This window comes from Sphingobium sp. CFD-2, assembly GCF_024611135.1.
In the GTDB taxonomy this organism is placed as follows: Bacteria; Pseudomonadota; Alphaproteobacteria; order Sphingomonadales; family Sphingomonadaceae; genus Sphingobium; species Sphingobium fuliginis.
This window is the reverse complement of record NZ_CP084405.1, coordinates 1,352,929-1,366,673: the sequence shown is the minus strand read 5'-3', so window position 1 is coordinate 1,366,673 and position 13,745 is coordinate 1,352,929. Positions and strand designations below refer to the sequence as shown.

The following is a 13,745-nucleotide window of genomic DNA, read 5'->3' as shown; positions in this document are numbered from 1 at the left end:
AAGGATGGCATGGCCGGGGCCGCGGCGTCATCCCATCCGGCGCTTCGTGGCCGAACGTCGACAGCTTTCCCGTCCTTCACGATGCATTTGCCTCCAGCGGCAGATTTTTCGCAGCCAGGCTATAATGGATAACCGCGATCAGGAGCACAGATGCCGACAATTGCATACTCAGTTGCAGGCCGCTTGCCGATGCCGAGAGACAAGCGGCTGGCAGCGATGCCTTGCCCGAGACGAGGCAGTCTGCGGCATAATTGCCCTTATAGAGAAAGACAGCGAGGCGATCGCTGAGATAGCCCAGCACAACCGATCCCAACCCCAGCCCGGCGACGGTCTGGCCGAAGGAGTGAAGCGCGGCGGCGGACGCCCGCATACGGGGTTCAACCAGTGACTGCGTGATGGTCATGATCGCGGGCGTGAACGCATAGAGCAAGGTCGTCGCGACGAAGAGAAAGGCGACCAGCCACCACCAGTCGGATTGATGGATCGCCAGCAGATAGAATGGCAGAGCCAGCCCCACCGCGATCGCGGGCGCCCAGCCGCCCCAGCGTATATCCCGCCGGATCAGCCGGCCGATCAGATAACCGCCGCTGACTTGTCCCACCATCGTCGCGAGACTGAACGACAGCGCGAACACCAGACCCGCCTGCGCCAGCGGGAGATCGAAGCGGCGAACCAACAAGGGAATGAGGAACAGGTTGGTGCCGAACCCCACCAGCCCGACGAAGCCGCTGCCAAAGGTCAGGTGCAGGAAGGAAGGCGAACGGGCGAGCCGCCGAAGCACCATGGCGAAGGGGGGCGTATCCGCACTCTGCCCGGCATCCTTCCGTTCAGGTTCGGGAATGGTCGCAAGCAGTAGCAGCGCCAGCAACAGGCCGGGCGCGCCAACCGCCACGAGCGCAAGCCGCCAACCAAATGCCTGCGCCACCGCGCCGCCCGCAATCGCAGCGATGGCGCCGCCCAGGGGCACCCCCATCGCAATCAGCGAAAAGACCACCGCCCGGCGCCCGGCATCGAACCGATCGGAAATCATCGAAACGAGCGCCGGTGTGAAGCCGGCTTCGCCGACGCCGACGCCCATGCGGCAGAGCAGGAGCTGGACATAGCTTGCCGCCGCACCGGACAACGCCGTCATCAGCGACCAGAGCATCGTCACCATGGCAATGATCCGCACCCGGCTGTAGCGTTCGGCGAGTCGCGCCAGCGGGATACCCAGCACGGCATAGAAGATCGAGAAGGCGAGCCCACCGAGCATACCGAGTTGGAGATCGCTCAGGCGCAGGTCGTGACGAATCGCCTCGCCAACTACGGCGATGATCGTGCGATCGATGAAATTGAACATGTAGATCGCGCCCAGCAGCAGCAGGAACCATTTGTCGTGGAGCCGAAACCCGCCTGCGCCCTTCATTGCCTCTCCCCCCACCATCCGGCAGCTTTCATTTTCCATATGGGACAGATAGAACAGATTCTTTTCGATGTGTATCGATTTTCCCTTGAAACCATCTTGGGACTGCGCCAACAGATCGTCATCTTCGACAAAGGAATCTCAGCATATGAAGACGATCATCATCGCGCTCGCCGCTCTGGGCCTGACCGCACCTGCTTTTGCCCAGGCGCCTGCGGTGGATCGCAACGAGACGATCTACTCCGCAGACGGCACCAAGATCGGCAAGGTCGATCGCGTGCTGACGGCTGCCGACGGCGCCGTATCTGCCATTCGCGTTATCTATCGCGGCAAGTTCATCGCCATCCCCGCCGCCACGCTGAGCGCGGGTGAGAAGGGCGTGACGACCAGCCTGTCGAATGCCGAACTGAAGAAGCTGTAATCTCTTGCTCCACGGTCTTGCGGCACCGTGGGGCATGGACCAGTGCCGTTCCTGCGCTTAAAGCAGACGCATGAGGGCAGACCAGCAACCGCTTGCACGGATTTCGCGGCGCGGCCGACCGCCGCAATGCGAAGGGCCTGCGCTTGACCGCGCGAGGCTGGTCGCAACGTTGCTGGACATGGCCCGGTCGGGCGGGATCGACGCGCTCAATATCCGCCCGGTCGCACAGCGTCTGGGCGTGTCGCCACGCCTGCTCTACCACCATGTCCGCGACAAAGAGGCGATGCTCGCCCTGCTGACCGACGAGATATTGCGCGGCCGGATGCCCGATTTGTCGGCGCCCGACTGGGAAAGCCGCCTGCGCAGCATCGCCCGCGCGGTCCATATGGCCTACAGGGATTTTCCCGGGTCCGCCGCCTTTATCCTGTCGCGCAGCGCCAATCGGCTGGAGTTGCCCAATGCCTTGGCGATCCGGCGCGCCATCTTCACCGCGTTGGAAGAGGCCGGGCTGTCGCGCCGACAAAGCGAAGAGGTGCTCGTGATCTTCTCGGTCATCGTGCTGGGCAATGTCGTCGTGGCGGAAAGCCTGGACGACAATGACGACCGGCTGGCGATGCAGCGCAATGTCGTGGAAGCCGCCCTCACCCGCGCGACCGACATGCTGCTGACCGCGATCCGTGCCATCGCGGAAGCGGCCTGAGCTCCAGCCTCGGATTCAGCCGAGCTCGGCGATGGACCGGATGGGGCGGTCGATCCCGTCCCATGTGCAATGGGCGGCGTGCATCCGGTGGAGCGACGCCTCCATCGCGGGCGAAATCTCCATGAGTTCGACATAGCCGCCATTGCCTGCGCGGGTATCGAACAGCGCGAAACGTTCGCCCGACGGCATCTGGCCGCTGAAGGCCATGGCATAGCCTTCGCTGGACAGCCGCTCCACGCCGTCATCATAGGGGATGCGCAGCATGACATGATGATAGCCCTCGCCATGACGGTCGAGCATTTCGGTGAAGACCGAAGGCCCGTCATTGGTCTGCTGGAGCAGTTCGATCAGCAGTCCGCCGGAAAAGCCGAACGCGACCTTCAGCGCCACCTGCGTCGGCGCGCCGCGATAGATCTGGCCCGGCAGCACGGGCACGTCGAAGACGAAAAACGGCCCCGCGCCCATGACCCGTGTCCAGTGATCCAAGGCGCGCTCCATGTCGCGGACCACCTGACACAATTCCAGTATAGAGCCCTTGGGCTGCATCATGCATCTCCCCAGGTCGCGGCGTGGGTCCGCAGGTCATGCTGACGCGCGCGGTCGCGCAACTGCTGCCCCCGCGCGGCTAGATCGACGCGGGGAACCCTCGCGTCCACCTCGCGGTCGATGGCCGCCAGATCGACGACGCGCACGTCGCGGATGAAGCAGGCAGGATCGGCGCCGTCGGGTACGCCCTGCCAGCGCAGCAGCACCCAGCCTTCTTCGAGGCCTGCCGTATCGATCCAGTTGGCGATGCCCGGATCGACGCCCGCCACCACATAGCTGATCATGCCATCGGCCGCTGGCGTGACCTGAGCGCTGTTGAGGCTGACCAGGCGCAGCATCGGATCGGGGGAGATGGTCCACGGATCGGCAATCTGGATGCCGGTATAATAGCTGCCCGCCGGATCGATCGTCACCAGCAACCCCTGCCCTTCTCCAAGGGCGAAACGCCCGCCAGCCAGATAGCCCCAGCCCCCGTCGCGGCCATTGGGTCCGATGAGCCGGTTGGGTTCGGGATGACCGAGAAAATCATTCTTGAACCCCGACCAGAAGGCGACCCAGGCTGGCAGGTCGGCGACGACGGTCCGGGCGATCTCCTCCTCGTCGCGCGGGCGGTGGCCGGATGGCGGATCGACGCGACGGACGCTGACCTGTGCCGGCACCTGCCGCCAGTCGCGCTGACTGTCGCGGATATAGACCTGAATCCGCGCGCCCGGCTCGGTCCGTAAATGGGTCGCGCCGCCCTCCTGCGGGCCGACCGTCACAGTCACCTGCCCGTCGGCATCGCAGAACGGCAGAAGTTGCTGAAGCGTCAGCGCTCCCAGATTGCGGCCAAGTCCCGCATGATGCGCCGGCTCCACCTCGGCAACGATGCTGAACTGCGGTGGATCGGCGGAAAAGCGGATGTCGACAGCATAGTGCCCATCGCCATCGATCGGAATTTCGCGGTTGAAATTGTCGGGATTGTCTATCGCCACCGCCGCGCCCGGATAGATGTGGCCGAACCAGCGCCGCGGGGCGTTGCTGATATTCCAGACGACCCTGGGATCGGCGGGATCGCCATTGGCTTCGCGCATGGCCAGTCCCAGCACCCACTGATCCAGCGCCCGATCCAGCCCCAGCCGTCCATCGAGCGTGCCCGCGAGCGAGTCGGCGAGCAGCATGAGGCGCGCTTCTTCGCGTGCGGCACGGATGTCGGCCCGTTCGAGGAGGCGCAGCGCCAGCTTTTCCGCCGCTGCCTGATCGTCGGTCCAGAGAGGGTTGACGGTCATGAAATCGTCCCCACCCGGCCGCCTTCGGTGAAGATGGTGCTGCCGGTCGTATAGCTGGAGCCGTCTCCCGCCAGCAATACCGCCGCGCCGACCGCTTCGTCCGCTGCACCGAAGCGCTTGATCGCGTTGCGCTCGGCAAGACCCAGCCCCTTGTGGATGGCGGCCTCCTGCCCGTCCGGGCTCATCGATCCGACGCACAGGCAGTTGATCCTGGTGTGTGGCGCCTGCGTCTTGGCCAGCTCGCGCACCAGGAAAAGCAGCGCCGCCTTCGACACGCCATAGGCGACGGCGGGCGGAATCGGCGTGAAGCCGCCGCAGCTCTGGACCGAAATGATGCTGCCCTTGCCATGCGCCTTCATATCGGCCTCTGTCAGTTCGGTCAGACGCCAGGTCGCCATGACGTTGACGTCCATCGCCGTCTTCCAGACGTCGTCCGTGTTCGCCCAGAGCCCGCCGTCTGCGGCATAGACCACGCCCGCCGCCGCATTGTTGAACACGATATGGATGGGACCGAAGGCGGCGCGCGCGCCCGCCACCAGCCGTTCAAGATCGGCCTTCTCGCCCGCGTCGGCGGCGATGGCGATCGCCCGGCCGCCGTCGGCCGCGTTAATCTCTGCCGCGATACGGTCGAGCCGATCCTGCGAGCGGGCGGAGAGGACCACATTGGCGCCCAATTCAGCATAGGCCTTGGCGATATGTTCGCCCACGCCCGGCCCTACCCCGGTCAGGATGGCGGTGCGCCCATCGAGGCGGAAACGGTCGAGAACACTCATGCTGGATACTCCAGAAGATCGGGGTCAGGCGCGGTCGAACAGATGGCCGTAGCGCGTATAATAGCCGGCGAGCCGCTCGTGCACCTCGTCCGGATCGATGCCGAACTGGCCGGGGCTGTGCCTGTGCTTGCCGAGGCGGCTGGCGGCGGGGTTATCGGCCAGAAAAGCGGCGATGCGCGCGCGATGCGTCTCGGTGAAGGGCAGGCCGAAGCGGTCGTAGATGCGTCCGATTGTCGCCATCGGATCGGCGACGATATCCCGATGGGCGAGGTCGATAATGCGGCCCTCGATCGCGGAATCGCTTGCGCGCGCTTGCGTCGCCCGCGCCATCGCCGCGCACCAGGTGTCGACCACCGACCGGCCGATCGCCTGAAGATCATTGGCGCCGCCCACAGCCGCCAGGAAGCCGGCGATCATGCTCGATAGCGACGAGAGGGTCAGCACCGGATCGCGATGCGTCCACACCAGCATCGCGCCCGGATAGGCCTCCACCAGACCCGGCAGGTCCATGAGATGCTGCGGCGATTTCAGCGTCCAGCGGCCCCTGGGGCCTTTCCACTGGAAATGCTGGAGCATCCGCTTGTGGGTGCGATATTGCCCTTCCGGCACAATGTCCTGCAGCCATCGGGCGAAGGCAGGAACCCCCAGTTCGGCCGGGAAATTTGTGCTGGCGAAATGCAGCATCATGCCATGATTGCACTCGCCCGGCTGGGTGCAGTCCATCCGCTGGATGTCAGCCAGTTGCGGCGCATGTTTCAACCAGTTTTCATAGACGGCCTGCACCTGCGCGATGCGCGGATCGCTGTCGAAACTGGATATTTCCGGGGCCGGCCAGGGGATATACCATTCCCATTCGCGCGGCGCCCGGGCCGCCGGATCGAGGCAAAGCAGATCGTAGGTAATCGTTGTTCCGGTGCGCGGCAGGCCGCAGACGATCAGCGGGTCGCCCACATCCTGCGCGACGATGTCCGGATGCAGCCGTTCGTCTTCGGCGAAGCGCAGCCGGGTCGCGAGCAGGCCGACGATTTTGTGATGCGCGGTCTCGCGCAACTGGGCGGGCGGGTCCATCGCCTCGACTGCATCGACCAGACGGCGAAAGCCGGTCATGAAGGACATATCCGGCCCGAAGTCCGACAGTCCGGTCACGGCGCGCGCTTCCGCGATCAGTGCATCGGCGGAAAGCGGCGCGCGCTCTGCGACAGCGCTTTTCATGAATGCCCTTCGACCGGCCGCTGCCGCATGACTCACCTCTCCATTTTATTATTCCACACTGTATATTTATTGATTGAGGCATCGGTCAAGCGGGCAATTCGCATTTACACGCAGCGGCCCGGTTTTAGGCCGTCTTGTCTTCCACCGGCGTCAGATTCTTCATGAAGGCTACGAAATCCGGTCCGAGTTCGGGGATAGGCAGCCCCAGCTTTTCAGCCAGATACAGGGTCATGAAATTGTCGTTGAGCGATTTGTTGGTCCCGGGGATATTGCCGATGCCGACCTGCCGGTCGAAGGCGCCCACGGCGACCAGCGCCATACGGAGCGCCGCAACGATGTCATAATAATCGAGATGCCCGGCCTTCTGGCCGCTTGCCGCTTCCCAGATGGCGATCGTCTCGTCCTTGGTCGGCAGGCCTTCCAGCCGGGTGATGCCGAAGCGACGGCCGAACAGATCGTCGAAATAGAGCCACCAGGCGAGGTCAAGCTCGGCAGGTCCCAGCGCCGCGAGTTCCCAGTCGATCAGCGCGTTGACCTGACCATCGGCGGAAAACATCACGTTCGATGGTGTGGGATCGCCCCACAGCACATTCACCCCCGCATCGGCCGGCATGTTGGCGCGCACATAGGCCATGGCTGCATCCACGATGGGCATGGCGCGGCCCCGGCCGGCCGCCTTGTGCCACGCTTCGAGGGCACCGACATATTGATCAAGCCCTGGCTGCCCATTTTCAGGCTGGGCGAGAAATTCAAAGCCATCGCGCCAGTCGATCTTCGCCAGGCTGGCAAAGGCGTTGATGGCGTTCGTGAAGCTTTGCCGTCGCTGCGCGGGGCTCATCTCGACCAGCCAGCCCTCCAGATTATAGTTGGGCTTCTGCTTGGCGCATTCCCCATCGACCTTACCCATCACGAGGAAAGGCAGGCCGAGAATATCCGGATCGAGATGCATGCCGATCCAGGGCGGCACGGGCAGGTCGCCGCGCGCATCGAGCGCCGCCATCATCTTGCCCTGCAGCGCCAGGCTGCTGCCGAACACCACTTCCAGATCCATCGGCTGACGGCGGACCACGAGCGTCTGGCTCTGGGGACCAGCTGGATCGACATAGTCGACGTCGACGAAGAAGATGTCGGCCGAAAAGCCAGCGCCCAGCGTCACATCGAGCGGGCGAACGCGGATGTCGCGCCATTCGGGCTTTTCGCCCGCCAGCCAGTCCTGCAGCTGGACGGTGATTCGATCGGGGGTCAGCAATTCCATGATTACAGCCCCTTCGCTGCCAGGGCGCGCTTCAGTTCGATGGTGAGCGGCCCCATATCCTTGGGCGACGAACCATGGAGCAGAATTTCATCGGCGCCGGCGTCCAGATAGGCCATTAACTGGTCGGCGCACTGGGCTGCGGTCCCCACCGCGGCGCCTTCATCCAGCCATTGCTGCGGAATGAGGCGGCTCACATCGACCAGTTCCTGCCGTGTATAGGCCTGATCCGCCGGCTTGCCGTTGAGGCCGGCGATTTTGGGATGGGCGCGGATATCCTCCAGCACCTTCTTGTCCCATCCATTGATGTCGACGATCAGGTCGCCAAAGCCGGGCAGTTCGAAATAAGTGATGGCGCGGCCGCCGACGACGGCCTCCTCCTCCTCCTTGGGCAGGTCCGGGGCGACGATGATATTGTGATAGATGCGCACGGACATGGGATCACGGCCGGCCTTTTCGGCCGCGTCGCGGACAATCTTCGCGCTGTTCTTCACCCCCTGCGCCGACACGAAGGGATGCAGCAGCACGCCGTCGCAATGTTCGCCGGCAAATTCCAGGCTCTTGGGACCGATCGCGGTAAAGATGATCGGCGGCGGCGTGCCGCCATGACGATCGGTGAGGCTGATGGCGGGGAATTTGCCCAGCACGCCCTCATAATTGATCTTCTCGCCCGCCCAGAGACGCCGACAGATCGAGATCAGATCGGCCAGCCGTTCCATGGTGATCGGCGGCGAACCGAGCATTTTCATATAGGCCGGCACGGCCCGCGCGAACATCAGGCGGAACCGATCCCCGCTCATCGCCTGCATCATGTCGGCAACGCTGGCGGTGACGAGCGGATGGCGCATCGTCGCATACATGGTGCCGGTGATGCGAATCTTCGACGTGGCCTCGGCCACCGCGCCCGCCAGCACCGCCGGCTCCTTGAGCGCATAGCGTTCGGAAATCCACACGCAACCAAGGCCGATGCGCTCCGCTTCCTTCGCTTCGTCGATGCCGCGACGCGGATCGTTCACGCGGCCGGGCAGGATATAGGTGCCGAACTTATCGAAAAGTGCCCGTGCGCCCGGTTCCACCGCTTCCGTCATTCCCTTGTCCTCTCAAATATATGCCACTGCATTGCCGTTGGGAGGAGCATTGGCAACCTGTCAAACGGCAGGTCCGGGATGCACCTCGACATAGAGGCGGGTGAGCTTGAGCGCCGCGATTTTCCACTGTCCGTCCCGACGCACATAGCGTTCGGTATAATGGCCGAAACCGGTGATCGACTGGCCGCCGGGGATAGGGCATTTGCCCGGCGCCCAGACCACCCGGTCCTGCATCGCCGTGATCATGTCCGCCTCATCGCCGCGCAGGTCGATCTCCGACGAGTGGATCTGATGCGCCGACCGCGCATCGATGACCGCAGAGCGCACCTGCTCCAATATGGCGGCATGTCCGCTCATCGGCGGGTTGCCGGTATCCTCCTCGACATCCAGCACCGCATCGGGCGTGAACAGGGAGAGAAAGCCGTCCCAGTCCTTCGTGTCGAGAAAGCGGCAATAGCGCGCCTTCACGTTGCGGATCGCCTCATAGTCGAGCAGCCTGGCCAGATCGTCGCTCATTTAATCCTCCATCACCAGATGATACGCGTGTGCGCGCGGAGCGTACGTTCGCGGATCGCTTGCGCGCGCGCATCCGGTGTCACCAGCACGGTGTCAGCGGGTAGATGGCTGCGCACGTCGGCCAGCTTGACCTTCTTCGTCGTCGGCGTGGGCCGCTCGTCGGTGTTGAACCAGCGCCCCTGCACCGCGCCGCTGGCATAGCCCGACGTGTCGAGCCAGTTGTGGACGCCCGGGTCGCGCGCGGAAATGACGGCGCGGAAATAGCCGTCGCCGTCGAGCACGGCCTGCGCCGCGTTGAGACTGGACTGGTTATGATACCAGTCGGTCGTCTCATAAAGTTCGTTGGTCAGGATCAGCGACCAGTAGTCGACTTCCTTCGGGATCTGCACCTCGGTAATCAGCGCCTCGTCATCAGCCAGCTCGTAGGCGCCCTCATAATAGGACTGCCGGGCAAGACCGGTCATCTGCGAGAAGTCGACGACTTTCAGCATATTGATCAGCCCTTCGTCGCGCAACTTCTGCACCTTGTCGGGAAAGGCCAGAGCGCAGACGGTCGCCGTGGCCGGAATCTCGGCGAAACGGTGCGCCAGTTGCGCCAGCGTGGGGCGCCCCTTGGCGGCGCGATCGGCGTCCAAACGCACGATGCCGAAGCGCGGCTCGCGCTCGACGCCCCAGTCGCAGGCGACGATCCGCACCATCAGCTTCTCGGTCGCGGGTTTCAGTTCCCACCAGTCGCCCTCATAGCCGGTAGGCCGGGTCGGCGAGAGGATGACATCGAAGGTTCCGTCGGCACCGATATGCAGGTCGTTGAAATCATTTGCATCCTGCGCGGGATGATGCTGCCCGGTGCGCAGCGTGTCCGGGCCGAGCTGCGCCAGGATCATCATCCGCGTCGTGCCGCGATCCCCCCGGATGCGATAGGTCCCGCCCTTTTCGATCAACGCCGCCTTGTAGATGGTGTCCGCATTGGGCTGAAAGATATTCTGGCAGATATTGAGTTCGGGCACGAAGATCGGGTGACTGCGATCATGCATGATCGCGTCATTGGTCGTGCGCAGCACGCCCGACAGCAACAGCCGCATCGATTCCTGCATGACGCGGGGATCGCTGCGCAGCCTTTCCGGGATACGATCGCGCATCAACTGGCCCAGTGGACGAAGCTGGTCGAGCAGATCTTCCCATTCGAAAATGCCGTTGTCGCTCATCTCATTCTCCACCATAGTCTTCCGGTTGACGACGGAGGCACCGGCGATCCCGCCCGGCAGCAGAAGCCCGGCGAGGACGGTCGGCACGCCCGCGCAGATTTCCCGCCTAGTCTGTGGCAAGCAATTGCCTCAGCGCAGTACGCCGCTCCGCGTCGACGCCTGCCGCCTCGAAATACCCTTCAATCCCGCCCCATCGCGTCGCGACCATATCGAGCGCGCTCAGAAGGAAATCATCCTGTACGCCGATCAGGATGGCCACCATGTCGTCGGGCGGCACGAAGCCGAAGGTCTTTTGCAGATCGCGCTTGAGATGACCCGACACGCGCAGATTCTGGCCGAATATATCGGATTTGCGATAATCCTCCATGATCACGGGACGCGGCACGGCGAGCAGGTCGAGGAACAGGGCGACGACGACGCCGGTTCGATCCTTGCCGGCGGTACAATGGACCAGCATCGGCGTGTCCTGCGCCAGCAGCGCATCGACCATCCGCGACAGATGCGGCAGAAAGGCCTGCGGCATGAGACCGTAATTATGCGACATAACCTCGATGGCGCGCGCGGCGGTCGGCTCGCGACCGAGCGACAGCCACATGTCCTCCCCCTGCGCGCGCAGGTCGGTGTTCATGTCGAGGTCGAGAATCCGGCAGTCCGGGCCGCACCAGCCATGCGGCGCCGCGTCCCTTTCGATCGTCGATCGGAGGTCCGCCACCGAGCGGAAGCCCAGCTCCGACAGCTCCGCATGATGATCCTCGAAGAAACTCGCCGGCCCTTCGGAGCGGAACAGGATGCCGGACCGGACCTGCCCTCCACCCGCGGTCGGCAGGCCGCCTATGTCGCGGAAATTGAGGCGGGACAGGGCGATGGTCATGCAGTCAGTCCTTCAACGGGCGGATAGGTAGGGATGACGGCACGCATCTGCGCCAGAAGGTCGGGCGCCATCCAGACATGCTCGACATAATGGCCCAGCGTCGCGCGCTCGTCGGTGTAGATATAGCGCAGCGCGTCGCCCAGCGCGCCTTCGAACACGACCGGGTGCCGCATGAGGTCGAGCGAAGCGACATGGGCGTCCCAATGGGCAAGCGGTCCGTCGATCCGGGTCGCGACATGATGAAAGCGAATGGCCAGATCGTCGCCCTCGGGCAGAAAATCGCTGAACAAGGGGGCCGTGTCGCCCACCGGCTCGATCAGTTCGACCTCGACGCCGCCGACCACCGCCAGCGCGATCTTGAGCACCGGCTTGCCGGTCGGATCTTCGCCGGGCTGGATGTTCGATAATTCGAAGAAGCCGGGCGTGCCATAAGCGTCCTTGAGCGCGGCCATCGCCGCGTCGAGATCGTTGGTGACATAGGCGACCTGGCAATGCTGGCTGTTGGGCCGGGCGAACATGCATATCTCCTGCTAATATCGACAGTCAGGCCGTAAAAGCCCGGCGCGGCACCTGCCGTTTGGTCAGTTGGCGGACATCTTGCCGCCGTCCACGACCAGCGTGTCGCCGGTGTGGTAGGCCGCCATATCGCTCGCGAGATAGACGACCGCGCCTTCCAGATCGGACGGCTTGCCCGCCCGCCCGAGCGGGGCCTTCGCTGCGACCACGTCTGCGATCATCCTGCCGACCTCCGGATCGGCAAATGTCATTTCGGTTTCGATGAAACCCGGCGCGATGACGTTGCAGCGCACGCCGATCGGACCGAGTTCGGCCGCCAGCGCCTTGCCAAGGGCGTTGAGCGCGCCCTTGGCGATGCCGTAATGCGCCATGGTCGGCACGCCCTGGAAGATCGAGCCGCTGCCGCAGATGATCAGCGAACCGCCCGGGTCGCCGGCTTCCGCGCGCGCCTTCATGTGCCGCGCACCCTCCCGCAGGGTGAAGACGGCGCCATCGAGATTGACGTCGATCAGCTTGCGATAGGTGGCGACGTCCATGTCGGTGAACGGCACCCGGCTGGCGACGCCGGCATTGGCGACCACCGTGTCGACCCGGCCCATGGCATCGAGCGCGCGGGCGAAGCCGGCGACGATCGCGGGCTCGCTGGACACATCGACGACATCGGCGAAGACCCGCACCCCATGCGCGCGCAATGCGGCCGCCGCCTCTTCATTCTTGTCGGCGCGCCGTCCCCAGAGGACGACGTCGCTGCCGGCACGGGCAAGACCGCGGGCAAAGCCGAAACCCAGCCCCGAATTGGCGCCCGTGATCAGCGCCACCTTGCCGCTCAGATCGAACAGATTTTCCGGCACGTCCATTCTCCCGATGGCCGCTCGAACGGCGGCGGCGCTTTGGCGCAACATTGCTGGCGACCGGGCCGATGAACAAGCGGCCCCAGTTTCGCGATCGTGCCAATGCCATCGCGAAACGGCCCTGGCTTCAATGCATCACGCCCTCTCGGAATTGCCGCGGCGTCAGTCCGGTCGCCTTGCGGAAGGCCGCCGAAAAGGCGGCCGCGCTGTCGAAGCCGCAATCCCAGGCGATGACCTTGATCGCCGGACCGGCCTGACGCAGCAACTGCTTCGCCCGGCCGATCTTGCGGTCGGCGACGTAGCGGGTGAGCGTCTGTCCCGTGGCGATCTTGAACTGGCGGAAGAAATGGCGGGTGGAAAGGCCGCATTCGGCCGCCAGTTCGGCGACGGACGGGGGTTTCCCCGGCTGTTCGACGCGATCCTCGATGCGTTGAAGCTGGGTTCGGGACATGCCGCCTCCTCCCGTTCCGCCATCGCGCGCCGAACCACGCAGATAGCGCTGCAATTCGATCGCAGCCTGAAGCCATATCGCCTGCGTTAGCATCTCGCTGCAAAAGCCGGGTTGCGCAATCTCGCCGGCGATACGCCGCAGCGCCTCGCGCACAGTCGGACTGCGCACGTCGAGCGAAGCCTGCAATGCGTCGCTCGACAGGTCCGGCCCGTCATGATCGAAGCCCATCCCGTCGAAGCCGCAGCATATGGATGTCTGCTCACCCTCGCCCCACTCGGTATGCAGTTCGCTTCGCGCCGGAACGAACAGCACGTCGCCCAGGGCGCTGGCCCTGCCCTGTTCCATCCCGCCATAACCGCCGCAAGGACGACCCGGGCGAGGGGATAGCGCAAGATCGAGAAAGCTGCGCGGCGACGAAAAGACCCCGCCCTGCTGGCCGCGGAAGCGATAATGATGCAATTCCATCACCACGCCGGGCAGCGCGATCCGACCCCGGACCGTGCATTCCATGGCCGGCGTGACGGGCAGATCATAGACGTGGGAAACAGCGTGCATCCAACCTCTCCGAACAGTTTCGCCTGCCGCGACGCCATCGCTGCCTAGCATGGCGCTTTTGCGGAGTATTTGGCGCGGCGGCGATGGCTGCGCACCTTGCGGAAGAAAGGGTCCGCGC

15 protein-coding genes are annotated in these 13,745 nt (G+C 64.3%); 2 read left to right on the top strand and 13 right to left on the bottom strand.

Annotated elements, in window-relative coordinates:
- Positions 1–76: 76 nt before the first annotated feature.
- Positions 77–1,405 carry an MFS transporter gene (locus LDB29_RS06640; RefSeq protein ID WP_044663148.1) on the bottom strand — a complete coding sequence of 443 codons (1,329 nt, stop codon included), beginning with the start codon at positions 1,403–1,405 and terminating at the stop codon, positions 77–79.
- Between the two features lie 145 nt (positions 1,406–1,550).
- On the opposite strand from LDB29_RS06640, the gene LDB29_RS06635 reads away from it, so the two are divergent.
- Positions 1,551–1,823, top strand: coding sequence for a PRC-barrel domain-containing protein (locus LDB29_RS06635; protein WP_044662293.1), 273 nt, complete (start codon positions 1,551–1,553; stop codon positions 1,821–1,823).
- A gap of 70 nt (positions 1,824–1,893) precedes the next feature.
- The gene (locus LDB29_RS06630; protein ID WP_044662292.1) at positions 1,894–2,523 is read left to right on the top strand and encodes a TetR family transcriptional regulator; all 630 of its coding nucleotides are present in this window, start codon (positions 1,894–1,896) and stop codon (positions 2,521–2,523) included.
- Between the two features lie 15 nt (positions 2,524–2,538).
- Here the strand turns inward: LDB29_RS06630 and LDB29_RS06625 are convergent, their stop codons facing one another.
- From LDB29_RS06625 to LDB29_RS06570, 12 genes are all read right to left on the bottom strand, one after another.
- The gene (locus LDB29_RS06625) at positions 2,539–3,072 is read right to left on the bottom strand and encodes a VOC family protein (RefSeq protein ID WP_044662291.1); all 534 of its coding nucleotides are present in this window, start codon (positions 3,070–3,072) and stop codon (positions 2,539–2,541) included.
- Positions 3,069–4,337 carry a hypothetical protein gene (locus LDB29_RS06620; protein ID WP_044662290.1) on the bottom strand — a complete coding sequence of 423 codons (1,269 nt, stop codon included), beginning with the start codon at positions 4,335–4,337 and terminating at the stop codon, positions 3,069–3,071. Before LDB29_RS06620 ends, LDB29_RS06625 begins: the two co-directional genes overlap by 4 nt.
- Positions 4,334–5,110 carry an SDR family NAD(P)-dependent oxidoreductase gene (locus tag LDB29_RS06615; protein ID WP_044662289.1) on the bottom strand — a complete coding sequence of 259 codons (777 nt, stop codon included), beginning with the start codon at positions 5,108–5,110 and terminating at the stop codon, positions 4,334–4,336. Before LDB29_RS06615 ends, LDB29_RS06620 begins: the two co-directional genes overlap by 4 nt.
- Before the next feature lie 24 nt (positions 5,111–5,134).
- Positions 5,135–6,322 (bottom strand): sulfotransferase, encoded by a 1,188-nt coding sequence (locus tag LDB29_RS06610; protein WP_044662288.1) that lies wholly within the window; start codon positions 6,320–6,322, stop codon positions 5,135–5,137.
- A gap of 124 nt (positions 6,323–6,446) precedes the next feature.
- On the bottom strand, positions 6,447–7,577 hold the full coding sequence (locus tag LDB29_RS06605) for a phosphotransferase family protein (RefSeq protein WP_044662287.1): 1,131 nt from the start codon (positions 7,575–7,577) through the stop codon (positions 6,447–6,449).
- A gap of 2 nt (positions 7,578–7,579) precedes the next feature.
- Entirely contained in the window at positions 7,580–8,662 is a 1,083-nt protein-coding gene (locus tag LDB29_RS06600) for a TIGR03857 family LLM class F420-dependent oxidoreductase (RefSeq protein ID WP_044662286.1), read from the bottom strand.
- Positions 8,663–8,722: 60 nt separating this feature from the next.
- Positions 8,723–9,178: a nuclear transport factor 2 family protein gene (locus LDB29_RS06595; RefSeq protein WP_044662285.1), complete on the bottom strand. Its 456-nt coding sequence runs from the start codon at positions 9,176–9,178 to the stop codon at positions 8,723–8,725.
- Positions 9,179–9,189: 11 nt separating this feature from the next.
- Positions 9,190–10,503 (bottom strand): DUF1214 domain-containing protein, encoded by a 1,314-nt coding sequence (locus LDB29_RS06590; RefSeq protein ID WP_235600750.1) that lies wholly within the window; start codon positions 10,501–10,503, stop codon positions 9,190–9,192.
- The gene (locus tag LDB29_RS06585) at positions 10,490–11,254 is read right to left on the bottom strand and encodes a tyrosine-protein phosphatase (protein WP_044662284.1); all 765 of its coding nucleotides are present in this window, start codon (positions 11,252–11,254) and stop codon (positions 10,490–10,492) included. Before LDB29_RS06585 ends, LDB29_RS06590 begins: the two co-directional genes overlap by 14 nt.
- Positions 11,251–11,772 (bottom strand): VOC family protein, encoded by a 522-nt coding sequence (locus LDB29_RS06580; RefSeq protein WP_044662283.1) that lies wholly within the window; start codon positions 11,770–11,772, stop codon positions 11,251–11,253. The genes LDB29_RS06585 and LDB29_RS06580 overlap by 4 nt, the downstream gene beginning before the upstream one ends.
- A gap of 63 nt (positions 11,773–11,835) precedes the next feature.
- Positions 11,836–12,627, bottom strand: a complete 792-nt coding sequence (locus LDB29_RS06575; RefSeq protein ID WP_044662282.1) for an SDR family NAD(P)-dependent oxidoreductase — start codon at positions 12,625–12,627, stop codon at positions 11,836–11,838.
- Positions 12,628–12,748: 121 nt separating this feature from the next.
- Positions 12,749–13,627 (bottom strand): AraC family transcriptional regulator, encoded by an 879-nt coding sequence (locus LDB29_RS06570; protein WP_044662281.1) that lies wholly within the window; start codon positions 13,625–13,627, stop codon positions 12,749–12,751.
- Positions 13,628–13,745: the final 118 nt, after the last annotated feature.